Raw genomic sequence first — 14,495 nt, 5'->3', positions numbered from 1 at the left:
TTGTGTTACCCCATCATTTTTTCAATAGGCATGACTAGAATTGAGCTGGCACCTAATGCCGTTAGCTCTTCCATTGTGTCCCAGAATAAATCCTCTGTACTCACTGCGTGAATGGCAACGCGATTAGTGTCGTCATTAAGAGGTAATACTGTTGGGTTTTCTGCGCCTGGGAGTAGGGCCACGATTTGATCTAAGGTTTCAATTGGGGCGTGCAATAAGATGTACTTACTTTCACGGGCACGGATAACGCCATTAATACGCGATAAGATTTTGTTGATGAGTGCCTGTTTTTCAGTAGATTGAGTTTTACTTGATTGAATGATGCAAGCCTTTGAGCGGTAAATCACTTCGGTTTCATACAAGCCGTTAGCTTCAAGGGTGGCTCCGGTCGACACCAAATCACAAATGCCGTCAGATAATCCAGCTCGTGGTGCTACTTCAACTGAACCTTTTAACATACAGTCGCTGTAGTTAATGCCTTTTTCTTGCATAAAGCGGCGCAGTAAGTTGGGGTAAGAAGTGGCGATACGCAGACCTTCAAGTGAGTTAGCATCTTGGTATTTAAACTCATTGGGTACCGCTAATGATAGACGGCACGAACCAAAATCTAATTCACGTAATTTAGTACATTCAGCGGGTTTGTTTGCTAGTTGGCGCTCAATTTGCTCTTCTTCTAGCACGTTCTCACCGATAATCCCGAGGTCAACAACACCATCCATTACCAAGCCTGGAATATCATCATCACGAACACGTAATAAGTCGATTGGCATGTTGTCAGCGTGGGCAATCAGGCGTTGCTCATTAACGTTAAATTTAACGCCACAGCTTTTCAATAACTGTTGAGACTCTTTTGATAAACGACCTGATTTCTGGATGGCAATACGTAAACGCTTTGATTCACTCATGTGATACTTCCTTAATGTATTAACTATAAAATAGTGTAAATTTAACAGCTTAAATAAAAATATAAATTTAGAACAACAAAAAACCCCTGAAATTCCTTCCAGGGGTTTATGTGAAATATTGTTCACCACCAGAAGGATATCGTCCTTCGGCAGTTAGCATCCGAAGGCTACCGCATATGGTGATGATGGTGGATTGTAGTCACTTGGATGTTCATGGTAATTCTCTTTATGTAATCTTATTTAATTAGTTTAATGAGGAATTATACTCTCATTGAATGTCGTGTGTATCGACTTGCAATTAACTTAACCGCATTTATGCTAGTTTGCAAGCGCGGATAAAGCATTTATATTATTTAATGAGCATATTAATGGCATAAGTTATGCCTTGTTATTTTTTTATGCTCAATAAAGCCAACAACATGGTCATGGATTACGGATAAATTATACTCTATAAAGTGAATGGTACCTTGGCTTAAATGATAATGTAATATTTTTTGCTTACCACTGAAGCATTTAATTCGTTCGAGGGCTGCACATCTATCATATTGACCCTAAACATTAACGGTTTGAATAACAGAGTCTAATGACATCGCTGCATCGGTTATTTCCTCAGCAAGGCTGAACGCTCGATCCGCATCAGTATGACTCGTTCGAGCTTCGCTTTGTCTGTAGGCGATGTTTTTATGGTCGTGAGCAGAATGCTAATAGAATAAATCACTTGTGCTGTTTGTTCATTCAATGGATAAACTACACTATAACTAATACAAGGTTAATTCTCAGGCCTTTCCTCATCGATATGAATAAATGATATTCCCATAAGTCGTTGAGTTTATTTTACTCTGCTTATAAGCTGGCATATATTAGCCTTTAACAATAAATCTAACTTCTCGAGGTATGCACTGTATGAAGACCATTGACTTAGTGGCGCTTAGAGATGTTATGGATTTAATGCTTGATGCAGTTTGTGTCGTTGATAGAAAAGGCTGTTTTGTGTTTGTCAGTGCTGCGTTTGAAGATATTTTTGGATATTCTCCTGACGAAGTGATAGGCAAACCAATGATTGGCTTTGTCTATCCCGAGGATGGCATAAGAACGCTTAACGTTGTTGACACACTAATGAGTGGGAAACTTCAACCTCGGTTTGAAAATCGCTGGGTCCGCAAGGATGGAGAAATCGTCGACATTCTTTGGTCTGCTCGATGGTCAGAGTATCACCAATTTAGAATCGCGATTGCTCACGATATTACTGAACGCAAGCAAATGGAACGGCAACTGCATTACATATCAGGACATGATCCATTAACAGAATTGCCGAACAGGACATTATTGTTTGGGCGCTTACAAACTTCACTTGGATTAGCGCGCCGCGAAGGCACTGATCTTTCCTTGTTATTTATCGATATTGATGGGTTTAAGCATGTAAATGATAGTTATGGTCATCTTGTCGGTGACAAGCTACTCAAGAATATAGCTCAACGTTTGCGCGATTGTGTCCGTAAATCGGATACGGTTGGACGCTTTGGTGGGGATGAGTTTCTAGTTGTGTTAAATGGAATTGATTTATTTGATGATGTGCTTGTTATTGCTGAAAACATACGTATTGAGCTTGAGAAACCTTATCAATTTGACAGTCTTAATTTGCAACTGTCACCGAGTATTGGCGTTGCTCGTTACCCTGAAAACGGTGATGATGAGCAGCAATTAATTCAACATGCAGATCAAGCAATGTATAGAGCAAAAAATGCTGGCGGAAATCGAGTCAATGCAAGTTGAGATAATCTAAAGTCGTTTTATTGCTTAGCCATTGTCTTAAACTTGAACAATGCTCTTGCTAGTAAAATAGTGGGTTATAATTAACCCCGATTGAGATAATAAGGTTAAGTAGTGTCATTGTTTCCGATATTTTATCTGCATAAAAACAATGCGCTAAATATGTTTTAACAAGATGATTTATTAGCTTAGCCTCAACTCGGGATATAGAGATGGGATAGACGGATAAAAATCAGTCTATCGTTAAGTCATCAATATCAAGCTGGTCTTTTGTGTTGCTATCGAGGCGTATTGACGCGTCAATAGCTGGCCTATTGAACGTTAATGTAAGGCAGATAGAGAAACAAAAGGCTGTTTGATAACCGCTTATTATCCCGAGATGAGGTTAGTTATACTGACTTAGGAAGAACATTTTTAGTATGCGTAAAATTGACAAAAAAAGAGACAATCAATTAAGAGAGGGATTAACCTCTGTATGCCAACAAGCAATAGCGGCCTATCCAGGTTTTGCGTGGATTACCCATATGGTTGATTATGCTATATTTCCTAAAGGTTTACGGATTATTTGCATATTTGATACTGAATCACAGCTAATGCAATTTAATCAACGCGGTGATAAAGCGATATTGTTAAGCTTAATTCAACGCACCCTTGCTCAATACGATATTAACCTCAAAGACATCAATCAGCATGTTAGCTTTGATACCGAAACTGCCTGCGAGCAGCAACATCAGGGTAATTGGGCGTTGCGGTTAAGTGAAACTAATAGCATGGCAAACAATGGTCGCTCTAAGCTGCACTCAATGTCGCGTGGAGGCTGATTTAACCTGCTAATACTTATCTCGTTCTAAATTAACGAATCTCAACTGGGGATGTGAGATAGAATAAGTAATTTAGAATCATACTATTACACCTAATATTATATCAAAGTTGGCATTGGTTTTGTTCGTAAGTCAATACAAGATAATTAACAGGGAAAGGCTGTTTGATAACCGTTTATTATCCCAAGCAAAGATTAACGACTAACTGACTTAGGTAAAAGTTTGCTGGTGATTATAAAAATGTAATACATGGGCAAGTTCGTATTCTGATTTAGTTAATGCGCCATAAGCAAAGTGTGGCTTGAGTTCACCCTCATATTGCTGAAAATCACCTAAGGATTGTATCAAACGGTTCAAGGCGACGTTAACGTCGACATGTTCATCTAGTATTGGTGCCGCGGGAATAGATTCACTTAAGCTATGCGACATCGCCCCTTTAGTGGCAAAAACCGCAAACGCTAGTGTGCCAACCGTGTGCTTAAATACGGCAGATTTATGTTGCGGAAACCCGGTCATCGAAAACTCAACACTTTGGGCACAGTGGCTGAATACCTGGGCAGTGTTCCATTGGCCAGTACTTAGGCTTGCTAATTGCTCTGGCGGTAATAATGACATTTTATTCAGGATCGATAACAATGCGTTTAAATTAAGTAGCTTAGTATCCTTGCCTTGGTTTAACCACATCACACTCGCCCCCCCTAAGCCGATGGCTGCGCTCGCTACACCCACTTTTAAAAATTGTCTACGTTGCATTGTTTAGCCTCAATTTTTGATAGTTGCATGTGCATTATTGACGTTTAAGACAACCCAATTAGGATCTTTGTTGTCGATACATTTTTATAAAATATTCAATCTTATTTCAATAAGTATAACAACGACAAGCTGCTCATGATCTTTTATAACGATCTGTAGCCTAACTAATTCGTTGCTATTCATTGGCATATCAGGAAATGAAATTTGATCCATTTCTGTTTCAGCTTTGCATATCGCTGTTTAGCGCTCACGGTTATTTGTTCGCAAATACTAATGTGGTTATGTTTACTCAGTAATGCCTCATTAACTGAAATTGGGTGACCTGAGTTGATCATTAATGCAGTCTCGATAAAATCGAGATCTATGTCTTAAATTTTATCTGAAAAATCAGTTATCTTAAGCTTAAGCGATTTCTTGAGTATTTTATTTATGTTTCAAATCTTTTCTGATTTGGCATCTTGGCTTATTTACAGTGTATTGGGCTTGTCGGCAGAGACAAAGCTCGGTGATGCGCTGCATTTCTTTGTTGAAGATGTCACTAAAATTTTTGCATTGCTCTTAGTGATGATTTATCTCATTGCCCTAATGCGGGCGTCGTTAAATGTGGAGCGAGTCAGGGATTATTTAGCCGGTAAACATCGAGGCGTAGGTTACTTGATGGGAGCTGGATTTGGTGTCGTCACCCCATTTTGTTCCTGTTCGAGTATTCCGGTGTTTTTAGGCTTCACGTCTGCGGGGATCCCTTTGGGGATCACCATGAGTTTTTTGATCACTTCGCCCTTAATCAACGAAGTGGCAATATTACTGCTGATGAGTTTATTGGGGATAAAGTTTACTCTTTTGTACGTCGCCGTCGGCATGAGTGTGGGCATGTTAGGAGGGTTATTTCTTGACACGATTAAAGCGGAACGTTGGTTGCAATCGTTTGCGGCAGAAGCGTTAAAACGTGGTCAACAAAAGGGCGGCGAAGATAAGGTTGATGATGGCGTCAGTGCAGACCCCTTGTCTTTGCCACAAAGGCATCAATTTGCCAAAACTGAGATGCTGGATATTTTTGGCCGGGTATGGAAATGGGTCATTATTGGTGTCGGTTTAGGTGCTGCATTACATGGTTTTGTTCCCGACGGTTGGATTGCGGCGCATTTGGGTGACGGACAATGGTGGTCTGTTCCTGCCGCTGTGTTGCTGGGTATTCCTCTTTATTCCAATGCGACAGGGGTTATTCCTGTGATGGAAAGCCTGATTATCAATGGTCTACCTATAGGCACCACATTGGCATTTTGTATGAGTACAGTGGCGGCAAGTTTTCCTGAATTTATTTTGCTAAAACAAGTTATGCAATGGCGCTTACTGGCGATATTATTCTGTCTTTTATTAGTCGCGTTTACACTGGTCGGTTGGATTTTTAATGCACTAGCGCCAACCTTGTCATCTTCAATTTAAAAAATTAATTATTAAGGAATAAAAATGAAAATCATTAAAGTATTAGGCTCTGGTTGTAAAAAATGCCTTGAAACTGCCGAATTGGTCCAAGCCGTTGCAGATGAAAAGGGTGTCGCAATCAAAATCGAAAAAGTGACCGAGATGGCGCAAATTATGGCTTATGACGTTATGAGCACGCCAGCGGTGGTGGTAGATGAAAAAGTGGTTCATAAAGGCAGTAAACCCACTAGAGATCAAATAGCCGAGTGGATATAATTTGCCTCTGTAGCGATAAGTTGCTTGGGGCTATTGGCAGTAAATAAGCCGATAGCCTCTTTGGCATTGTGCTAGATTGTTATTGACTCTAGCGGACAGAGACATTGAAATCTTGCCAGTAACGTTTCTTTCCTCATGTTTATCTAAAAGCTTAAGGGTCATCAGTTCGGATCCTTCGCAATCGAGTGCCATTTGAAATAATAAAAGGGTGGACGAATAAGTCGCCGACAGGCTTTTATTGTAATGTTAATGCACCCTCAGTGCATGTGATCATGTCGATGATGACATTAATGACATCATCGATTGCTGAATTTAACCACCATCGCGTTGAAATCATGACTCAAACATTAGCAAAGGTGCAATTAAAGGATAATAAAGGCTTACGCCCATAAAAGGACTTATGTTTTCATTGGGCGACGGTTATCACAATCCTGATACCGCATCTCAGTTGATTGTCATCGGGCGTTTTACTAGTGATCGTAAGGTGACGGATTGGACATTCTCGTTTGATTTATTTGGTCAATCGCCAGCAGGAAAAGTCATCAGTATGACGGAAAAATGTAAAGCGACAGACCCCAAAAGGGTGTTTCAACTCTCCTTTGAGAATGCTAGGCAAATAATCCTTCCCAACGAGTTTCCCCCAATAACCATAAAGCAATGATCCCTTTATGTTGCTCGAATAAATGCTGAGTCACACAGGTTCCAGCATATTTTAATGCTCGGTTTACAATAATTGAATCCAGTCGTCATTGCTGTTACATCGACATCCTTTTGTACTTTTGATGATAAACAGTTGGAACATGAAGCTGTTATAAGCATAATAGCCCAAACCATATCACATCAGCATTAGCGCGATAATTTGAGGATGCTTTGAGCTCGACACTTACCCAATCCGTTACCCACGAATTTAGCGAGCGCGGTGCGTTAGCAAAACATGTACATCATTATCACAATCGCCAGACCCAAACAGATATGGCGGTTGCGGTGAGTGAGGCTATTGCTAAAAAGCATAATCTGATTTTAGAGGCGGGTACGGGCGTGGGCAAAACCTTCGCGTATTTAATCCCTGCCTTGCTCAGTGGTAAGCAAGTGGTCATCAGTACTGGCAGTAAAAATCTTCAAGAACAGTTATTTCTCAAAGACTTACCTGCATTGCTAACCATGCTTGATATTCATGTCCCTGTTGCATTACTCAAAGGGCGTAATAATTATTTATGCCAATTACGCCTTGAAAAACAGATGCAAATGGCCAATAAGTTTACTGAATTTTACATTGATGATTTATTAAAAATTAACCAGTGGGCACATTTAAGTAAAGATGGCGATATCGGCAATTTAACCTCGGTGGCTGAACATTCTGAAGTGATCCCCACCGTCGTCAGCACCAAAGAAAGTTGTACCGGTAAAAAATGTGATCATTATGATGTGTGTTTTACCCGTAAAGCACGCATTAAAGCTATGGACGCTAAAGTGGTAGTGGTCAATCATCATTTATTTTTTGCAGACCGATTATTGAAGGACTCTGGTTTTGCGGAGTTATTGCCGGACCCAGATGTTGTCATCTTTGATGAAGCCCATTTAGTGCCTGATATCTGTATCAGTTACTTTGGCAGCCACATTTCAAGTCGCGAAATTGATAAACGACTCAATGCGGTGATCAAACTGCATAAAGAAGTGATCCGCGACAGCATTCAACTTGAACAACTGGCTCAGCGTGGCTTAATTGCCCTCAGTGAATGGCACAACTTGATGTTTGAACATCAAGTCTCTGATTGGCGCAAAGTGCTTGCCCATAAAACACTTGCCAGCACATCTTGGAGCTTACACCAGGCGCTTGTCGATTTAGCCAATAATATGCAATATCATCTGGGTCGAGATGATCAACTCGATATTGCCTTTGAGCAATTACAGGCGCTGGCTGAGACATTACGTCATTATTTTGAGTGCCAAGACCTGCAAGCGGCTTACAGCGTAGAACTTGGCCCTCGGTTTATTATGCTTCGCATGAGCCCGATTAATGTCGCCAAACAATGTCAGCAATTGTTTGTTAAGGATACGCGTTGGATATTTACTTCCGCGACATTGCAAGTGAATCGCAGCTTAGCGCATTTTGCTAAAGAGTTAGGCTTGGCTGACTCAAAGCAACTCATTTTAGACAGTCCATTTGACTATCCCAATCAAGCCGTATTTTGCGTACCTCGTCATTTAGGCAAGGTGGGGCAGTCGCAACATTCAGCAAAACAACTGGTTGATGTGTGTGTTCAAGCCATTAATGCCGCACAAGGACGGACATTTATTTTATTTACCAGTCATCATATGCTGCAACAAGTCGCCGTAATGTTGCAAGGTAAAGTCAAGTATCCGCTTTTAGTGCAAGGGCAGGCCAGTAAACAAAGTTTATTGAATAAATTTCGACAACTCGGTAATGCGGTGTTGTTGGGAACCAGCAGTTTCTGGGAAGGAGTGGATGTTCGCGGTAAATTACTCAGTTGTGTGATTATTGATAAATTACCGTTTGTGTCTCCAGATGACGCATTATACAAGGCTCGAGCGGCTAATGCTGAGCGTCAAGGACTCGATCCTTTTGCCACTATTTCATTGCCGCAAGCGGTGATCAGTTTAAAGCAGGGCGTAGGGAGATTAATCCGTGATGAAAAAGATCGTGGTGTGCTTATCTTGTGCGATAATCGGATTGTGAATCGCGCATATGGGCAAGCGTTTATTAATTCATTGCCGCCAATGCAGCGAACTCGCGACTTAGAGCACGCATTACAATTTTTAAAACAGATCCCTTAAGCTTTTTAAAACATCGCCCATCAGTTATCATAATGGGCTTATTTGTCGTGATTACCGAGTAACCCATCAAAATGCCTAAGCAGTTACATATCCTCGCGCTTGATACTTGCACTGAAACTTGCTCAGTAGCATTAACCATTAACGGCGACGTTTATGCTCGTATTGAAGATGCTCCGCGCGAACATAGCCAACGTTTGTTACCTATGGTCGACGCCGTCTTAGCTGAAGCTAAAGTGACACTAGCCGATATTGATTTAATTGCTTATGGCCGCGGCCCCGGCAGCTTTACCGGTATTCGTATTTGTACTAGCATGACCCAAGGTTTAGCACTGGGGCTAGATTTACCCGTTATTGGTATTTCTACGCTTACTGCCATGGCGCAAATGGCGATTGAGCTCGGAGCTTCACAGGTATTGTGTTGTATTGATGCCCGCATGAAAGAAGTGTATTGGGGACAATATATTGCCAAAGATGGTATTGCCACCTTAGTGGGTGAAGAACACGTTAGCGCGCCAGAAGCGATTGAATTGACACTCGATACTCAACAAACCATTAGTGTTTGTGGCACAGGATTTGAAGCCTATCCACAATTATTGAATATTGCGCCGCACATTACTCCATGCAGTCAAGCAACTTACCCAGATGCAAAAGCCATGATCGTGCTTGTGCAGCAAGGTTACCAACAAGGTTTACATACCTCTGTCGATGAACTTTCGCCAGTGTACCTTCGTGATACGGTTACATGGAAAAAACTTCCTGGCCGAGAATAGCCATTCGGCGTTATTTGACATAAAGTATAAGAGACAAACATAGGTAAACGGTATCGTTAATGACGATAAATGCAGCATTATTAATGGTCAATAATCAATCAGGCCCTATCAGTCTGAGTCAAACTGTTGCCGGAAATCGACCGATCATTGCGGCCCGCGAACCTATTATTATCAACCCTTTTGCTTCAGACCGTGAAGTTAAAGGCATTGAAACCCGTAACTTGGTCATTGTTGATGATTTAACCTTGTCGGCTAAACAGCAGGCACGTGTTGAATATGATCGTGATACCCATAGTCAACGTGGTGCCATAGCGCAATATTTGTCTACACAGCATTTTGTTAAAAGAGACGAAATTCAACAAATGGTTGGTATTGATTTATATGCCTAATGTATCGTGGTCTGCAATACCCAGTCGCAGCCGTTTTATGATTGAATTACTGCTGGCTTTTTTATTAACTCGATTTCCGTATATCTCTATTCCTTTTAAATGGTTTGAAAGCTATTTCCATGAATTATCTCATGGCATCGCGACGTTAATGACGGGTGGCTCGGTCAGTCATATTCAATTATTTCCAAACGGTGCAGGCCTTTGTTTTAGTCAAGGCGGCAGTAGCATATTAATTGCTTATGCCGGTTATTTTGGTGCCGCATTGTGGGGATATACAATCTTCCTCATGGCTACTCAAAAACAGACTATCCGGTTTACACTCACCCTGTTAGCCATAACAGTGGCGGCTTCGTTACTTTTCTGGGCTCGTGATCTGTTAACAATTATTATTCTTAGCGTCTTGATAATACTTTTTTTGTTACCACTTAAATTAAAAAATAGTAGCCTATTAAACACCTTGCTGCGTATATTAGGCCTGATGATTATTTTAAACGCCATGGCCAGTCCAATGGTGTTATTGGGGTTAAGCAGCCAAGGCGATGCGGTTTTGTTAGCTAAAATGACTTGGCTACCAGCATGGTTGTGGGTAATGTCATGGCTAGCATTTAGTGGCTATATGTTGTGGCTCTGCTGGCGTAAAGTGGGTCGAAAAAAGGGAGTGTCAAAATGAAACGTAACATGATGTTAGGAGCCTTAATTGGCTTATCAAGTTTAGGTATGTCGACCGCAATATACGCAGCCGATAGTATGCCCGATAAAAAAGTGACGGCGCCGCAGGTCAATGCTGCGCTTGCTAAGGCGGTGGCCAGCGAATTTCGGTCTACAGAAAATAAACTGCGTGATCAATATCGTCATCCTGCAGAAACATTAGCTTTTTTTGATGTAAAGCCTGAACAGACGGTTATTGAGTTATGGCCGGGTGGTGGTTGGTATGCTGAAATTCTTGCGCCTTATTTAGCCTCAAAAGGTCAATATGTTGCCGCCAATTTTGAAACTAAGCCTGCAGAAGATAACCGTCAGACGGCTTATTATAAATCAGCCGGTGTTAAATTTGAAAAATGGGTGAGTGACAACAAAGCGAGCGTTGGCAATGTTCAGTTTGTAACCCTCGATCCACCGGCTAAATTTTCATTAGGCAAAGATAACTCTGCAGACCACGTATTAACATTCCGTAATTTGCATAATTGGGCCATGAAAGGTGAGTTAGAAGGTGTATTTAAAGCCGCTTATGACGTGTTAAAAGTCGGAGGTTCATTAGGGGTCGTCGAGCACAGAGCAAACGTGGGGATGGCTGCAGAAAGTGGTTATATGGAACAAAATCAAATGGTTGAACTTGCCAATAAATACGGTTTTGAACTGACTGCGAACTCAGAATTAAATGCCAATCCTAAAGACAGCAAAGATTATCCCAAAGGTGTGTGGACATTACCACCCCGTTTAGCGATGGGCGATCAAGATAAACAAAAATACCTTGATATTGGTGAAAGTGATCGTATGACACTTAAGTTTACCAAAACTGCGGCTAAATAATCTGAACACGAAATAGTAAACGCATCTAAAATAGCACTTTGAGTCATATTGAATGTACATGCAATAGATTCACTATTGTCATGGTAATTCGGCATGTTAGCGGTACAAAGTGCACGTTTGCTGTGAAAAGCTGACCTGTAAGTGGATAGTTAAGCAGATGATTAAGCCATGACCCCGTCTCCGCTCTCAATTTAGATCAATTCGTTTTGTAAAGTGAGCCCATCATGTTGAACGTTAACGTCGCCGAGATTCAATTGCCGTTGGCTCATATAACCCTTGCTGCGAAACGCTATGGTGATGCTAGTAAGCCGATGATATTGGCTTTGCATGGCTGGCTTGACAATGCAGACAGTTTTATTCCCTTAGCACAGGCTTTTGCCGATCAAGGTTTGTTCGATACATTTCAACTAATGTGCATTGATTGGCCTGGACATGGATTATCAGATCACCGTCCAGGGCGCTATCCATTGCATTGGGTCGATTACATTTATGATCTGCAAGCCGTGATCCATGCTATCGCACAAGATACCGGGCCGATTATTTTATTGGGTCATTCGCTTGGCGGCATAGTGGCGTCAGCTTATAATGCTTGTCTTGCTGAAAACATCCATAAACTTATATTAATAGAAGCACTTGCACCATTATCAGAGTCTTCCAGCCAAGCTAAAGATCGCTTACGTAAAGGTTTACTGCAACAACAACGTTTTAATCGTCAATTAGCCAGACCCGCTCCGACATATTCCTCTATGGACGTTGCGGTTCAAGCTCGGCATCAACTGACTGGATTGGCATTGCCATGGTGTGCACTGATCACCAAGCGTAATATGGCGCTCACTGATGGACAATATCATTGGCGCAGTGACCCTAGATTAAAGTTAGATTCGCTGAACCGATTTACGTTTGATCAGGTAGATGCGCTGATGACCACCAGTGACACGCCTTCTTTACTGATTATTGGCCATGATGGCTATAAACAATTAACCGCATCAACAGATCAAGCCAATAAATGGTTTACCCATATTGAAATAGTACATTTATCCGGAGACCATCACCTTCATATGGGAAATGCCCAACAGGTGGCCGAATCGATTGGAGCATTTATTCTAAATAGCCGTTAACACTGGTTGAAATCGCTATTATTTTTCGATTATTTATGTGACTATAGTCGAAAATTAAAACGCTTGTATGATTTCGGTCACGATAAGCATCATAATAAAGCCTGCGATAACAATATTAATGATACGCAGACAATAAAATATTTTACCACTGACGGGGTATGCACGTCTTAGCACAGTGGGTATTATTAGGAGACACTTGTGGACCAGCCTTGGATTAATAATTTACCTGAACATGTTCCGGCCGAAATTGACCCATCTCAATTCAGTTCCTTAGTACATATGTTTGAAGATTCAGTAGCAAAATATGCCGACCAACCTGCGTTTATTAACATGGGTGCGACGATCACATACCGTAAACTCGAAGAACGCAGTCGAGCTTTTGCAGCTTATTTACAAAACGAACTGCATTTAAAAAAAGGTGATCGTGTTGCCCTGATGATGCCCAATTTGTTGCAATATCCTATTGCTCTGTTTGGTGTTTTACGCGCGGGTATGGTGGTGGTTAACGTTAATCCACTTTATACTCCGCGGGAATTAAAGCATCAACTAGTCGATTCAGGTGCGAAAGCTATTGTAGTGGTGTCAAATTTTGCTCATACCTTAGAAAAGATTGTCGTTCAAACACCTATTGAATCGGTCATTATTACCAATCTTGGTGATCAACTTAGTGCACCGAAACGCACCTTAGTGAATTTTGTCGTTAAATACATTAAAAGATTAGTACCCAAATACCATTTACCTCATGCATTATCGTTTCGCGATGCCTTATCAAAAGGTCGTCGTCTGCAGTATATTAAAGCGGATATTACGGGTGCTGATTTAGCCTTTTTACAATATACCGGTGGCACAACCGGGGTATCTAAAGGCGCAATGCTAAGCCATAAAAATGTGGTGAGTAATGTTTTACAGGCCAATGGTGCTTACTCTCCAGCCCTTGATAATGGCACTGAGTTTGTGGTGACAGCCTTGCCGCTGTACCATATTTTTGCCCTTACGGTTAACTGTTTGCTGTTTTTGCACAAAGGCAGCAAAAATTTACTTATCACCAATCCTCGCGATCTTCCCGCATTTGTGGCTGAATTGAAAAAGTACCCGTTTACCGTATTGACCGGTGTTAATACCTTATTCAATGCTTTGGTGAACAATGAAGAATTCACCCAACTTGATTTTTCTGGCTTAAAACTGTCGATTGGCGGTGGTATGGCCGTACAACGCGCGGTCGCCGATAAATGGCAAAATCTGACTAAGACACGTTTATTAGAAGGTTATGGTTTAACAGAAGCATCGCCTTTAGTGACTTGCTGCCCATATAACCTCAGTGGTTATAATGGATCGATTGGTTTTCCTGCACCATCGACCTTTATTCAAATCAGGGATGAAGACTCAAAGGTATTGGCTCAAGGCGAAACTGGCGAGTTATATGCTAAAGGCCCTCAAGTCATGCTGGGCTATTGGCACCGTCCGGAAGAAACAGCTACTGTAATTGATAAAGATGGTTGGTTAGCAACAGGCGATATTGGTTACATGGATGAAAAAGGTTTCTTTTTCATTGTTGATCGTAAAAAAGACATGATTTTAGTGTCAGGTTTTAACGTATTCCCGAATGAAGTGGAGGAGGTCGTTGCCTTACACCCTAAAGTGATTGAAGTCGCTGCTGTTGGCGTTCCCAATGATGCCAGTGGCGAGTTAGTAAAGATTTTTGTGGTCGCAAAAGACAAATCATTAACCGAAGAAGAGCTGATTAAGCACTGCCGTCATCATTTAACGGGATATAAAGTTCCTAAGCTGGTAGAATTTAGAGACGAATTACCGAAAACCAATGTGGGTAAAATTTTACGCCGACAACTTCGAGATGAAGTTACCAAAGCGTAAAATCAAAGCCGGCAACTGAGCCGGCTTTTTTTATGCTTAGCTATTCTCAGTTGACTGCCATGGCCCACATCTC

15 protein-coding genes are annotated in these 14,495 nt (G+C 41.3%); 13 read left to right on the top strand and 2 right to left on the bottom strand.

Annotation, left to right across the window (positions count from 1 at the left end):
• Window positions 1-5 precede the first annotated feature (5 nt).
• A complete protein-coding gene (gene hisG / locus AAEZ02_RS05475; protein WP_124011676.1) occupies window positions 6-905 on the bottom strand; it encodes an ATP phosphoribosyltransferase in 900 nt (299 codons plus the stop codon).
• A gap of 903 nt (window positions 906-1,808) precedes the next feature.
• Here hisG and AAEZ02_RS05470 point away from each other — a divergent pair.
• Complete coding sequence (locus tag AAEZ02_RS05470) at window positions 1,809-2,678, top strand: diguanylate cyclase domain-containing protein (RefSeq protein ID WP_351122177.1); 870 nt, start codon at window positions 1,809-1,811, stop codon at window positions 2,676-2,678.
• A 416-nt stretch (window positions 2,679-3,094) separates the two neighbouring features.
• A complete protein-coding gene (locus tag AAEZ02_RS05465; RefSeq protein WP_124011674.1) occupies window positions 3,095-3,496 on the top strand; it encodes a Fis family transcriptional regulator in 402 nt (133 codons plus the stop codon).
• 210 nt (window positions 3,497-3,706) lie between these two features.
• On the opposite strand, the gene AAEZ02_RS05460 is transcribed toward AAEZ02_RS05465, so the two are convergent.
• Window positions 3,707-4,249, bottom strand: a complete 543-nt coding sequence (locus AAEZ02_RS05460) for a DUF1569 domain-containing protein (protein ID WP_124011673.1) — start codon at window positions 4,247-4,249, stop codon at window positions 3,707-3,709.
• A 429-nt stretch (window positions 4,250-4,678) separates the two neighbouring features.
• Between AAEZ02_RS05460 and AAEZ02_RS05455 the strand changes: the two genes are divergently transcribed.
• The 11 genes from AAEZ02_RS05455 (at window position 4,679) to fadD (ending at window position 14,422) form a co-directional block, all read left to right on the top strand.
• Window positions 4,679-5,692, top strand: coding sequence for a permease (locus tag AAEZ02_RS05455; protein ID WP_124011672.1), 1,014 nt, complete (start codon window positions 4,679-4,681; stop codon window positions 5,690-5,692).
• A gap of 24 nt (window positions 5,693-5,716) precedes the next feature.
• Entirely contained in the window at window positions 5,717-5,947 is a 231-nt protein-coding gene (locus AAEZ02_RS05450; RefSeq protein WP_351088630.1) for a thioredoxin family protein, read from the top strand.
• A gap of 185 nt (window positions 5,948-6,132) precedes the next feature.
• Window positions 6,133-6,339: a hypothetical protein gene (locus tag AAEZ02_RS05445; protein ID WP_249000986.1), complete on the top strand. Its 207-nt coding sequence runs from the start codon at window positions 6,133-6,135 to the stop codon at window positions 6,337-6,339.
• An 8-nt stretch (window positions 6,340-6,347) separates the two neighbouring features.
• The gene (locus tag AAEZ02_RS05440) at window positions 6,348-6,608 is read left to right on the top strand and encodes a hypothetical protein (RefSeq protein ID WP_124011670.1); all 261 of its coding nucleotides are present in this window, start codon (window positions 6,348-6,350) and stop codon (window positions 6,606-6,608) included.
• A 209-nt stretch (window positions 6,609-6,817) separates the two neighbouring features.
• A complete protein-coding gene (gene yoaA, locus AAEZ02_RS05435; protein ID WP_124011669.1) occupies window positions 6,818-8,743 on the top strand; it encodes a DNA repair helicase YoaA in 1,926 nt (641 codons plus the stop codon).
• Window positions 8,744-8,814: 71 nt separating this feature from the next.
• Window positions 8,815-9,513, top strand: a complete 699-nt coding sequence (tsaB, locus tag AAEZ02_RS05430) for a tRNA (adenosine(37)-N6)-threonylcarbamoyltransferase complex dimerization subunit type 1 TsaB (protein ID WP_351122172.1) — start codon at window positions 8,815-8,817, stop codon at window positions 9,511-9,513.
• Between the two features lie 59 nt (window positions 9,514-9,572).
• The gene (locus AAEZ02_RS05425; RefSeq protein ID WP_124011667.1) at window positions 9,573-9,902 is read left to right on the top strand and encodes a hypothetical protein; all 330 of its coding nucleotides are present in this window, start codon (window positions 9,573-9,575) and stop codon (window positions 9,900-9,902) included.
• On the top strand, window positions 9,895-10,572 hold the full coding sequence (locus tag AAEZ02_RS05420) for a M50 family metallopeptidase (RefSeq protein ID WP_124011666.1): 678 nt from the start codon (window positions 9,895-9,897) through the stop codon (window positions 10,570-10,572). The genes AAEZ02_RS05425 and AAEZ02_RS05420 overlap by 8 nt, the downstream gene beginning before the upstream one ends.
• Entirely contained in the window at window positions 10,569-11,432 is an 864-nt protein-coding gene (locus AAEZ02_RS05415; protein WP_101031935.1) for a class I SAM-dependent methyltransferase, read from the top strand. Before AAEZ02_RS05420 ends, AAEZ02_RS05415 begins: the two co-directional genes overlap by 4 nt.
• 224 nt (window positions 11,433-11,656) lie before the next feature.
• On the top strand, window positions 11,657-12,550 hold the full coding sequence (locus tag AAEZ02_RS05410; protein WP_124011665.1) for an alpha/beta hydrolase: 894 nt from the start codon (window positions 11,657-11,659) through the stop codon (window positions 12,548-12,550).
• Window positions 12,551-12,748: 198 nt separating this feature from the next.
• Complete coding sequence (gene fadD / locus AAEZ02_RS05405; RefSeq protein ID WP_124011664.1) at window positions 12,749-14,422, top strand: long-chain-fatty-acid--CoA ligase FadD; 1,674 nt, start codon at window positions 12,749-12,751, stop codon at window positions 14,420-14,422.
• The last annotated feature ends 73 nt before the right edge of the window (window positions 14,423-14,495 follow it).

The sequence above is a fragment of the Shewanella sp. T24-MNA-CIBAN-0130 genome, from assembly GCF_040310185.1.
GTDB lineage: Bacteria > Pseudomonadota > Gammaproteobacteria > Enterobacterales > Shewanellaceae > Shewanella > Shewanella psychromarinicola.
The sequence above is the reverse complement of the archived record's forward strand: the minus strand, read 5'-3'. Positions and strand labels throughout refer to the sequence as shown.

Excerpts from the sequence above, each read along its gene's own strand:
- hisG (WP_124011676.1), bottom strand. The coding sequence starts at position 905 with ATGAGTGAATCAAAGCGTTTACGTATTGCCATCCAGAAATCAGGTCGT.
- AAEZ02_RS05470 (WP_351122177.1), top strand. The coding sequence starts at position 1,809 with ATGAAGACCATTGACTTAGTGGCGCTTAGAGATGTTATGGATTTAATG.
- AAEZ02_RS05465 (WP_124011674.1), top strand. The coding sequence starts at position 3,095 with ATGCGTAAAATTGACAAAAAAAGAGACAATCAATTAAGAGAGGGATTA.
- AAEZ02_RS05460 (WP_124011673.1), bottom strand. The coding sequence starts at position 4,249 with ATGCAACGTAGACAATTTTTAAAAGTGGGTGTAGCGAGCGCAGCCATC.
- AAEZ02_RS05455 (WP_124011672.1), top strand. The coding sequence starts at position 4,679 with ATGTTTCAAATCTTTTCTGATTTGGCATCTTGGCTTATTTACAGTGTA.
- AAEZ02_RS05450 (WP_351088630.1), top strand. The coding sequence starts at position 5,717 with ATGAAAATCATTAAAGTATTAGGCTCTGGTTGTAAAAAATGCCTTGAA.
- AAEZ02_RS05440 (WP_124011670.1), top strand. The coding sequence starts at position 6,348 with ATGTTTTCATTGGGCGACGGTTATCACAATCCTGATACCGCATCTCAG.
- tsaB (WP_351122172.1), top strand. The coding sequence starts at position 8,815 with ATGCCTAAGCAGTTACATATCCTCGCGCTTGATACTTGCACTGAAACT.
- AAEZ02_RS05425 (WP_124011667.1), top strand. The coding sequence starts at position 9,573 with ATGACGATAAATGCAGCATTATTAATGGTCAATAATCAATCAGGCCCT.
- AAEZ02_RS05420 (WP_124011666.1), top strand. The coding sequence starts at position 9,895 with ATGCCTAATGTATCGTGGTCTGCAATACCCAGTCGCAGCCGTTTTATG.
- AAEZ02_RS05415 (WP_101031935.1), top strand. The coding sequence starts at position 10,569 with ATGAAACGTAACATGATGTTAGGAGCCTTAATTGGCTTATCAAGTTTA.
- AAEZ02_RS05410 (WP_124011665.1), top strand. The coding sequence starts at position 11,657 with ATGTTGAACGTTAACGTCGCCGAGATTCAATTGCCGTTGGCTCATATA.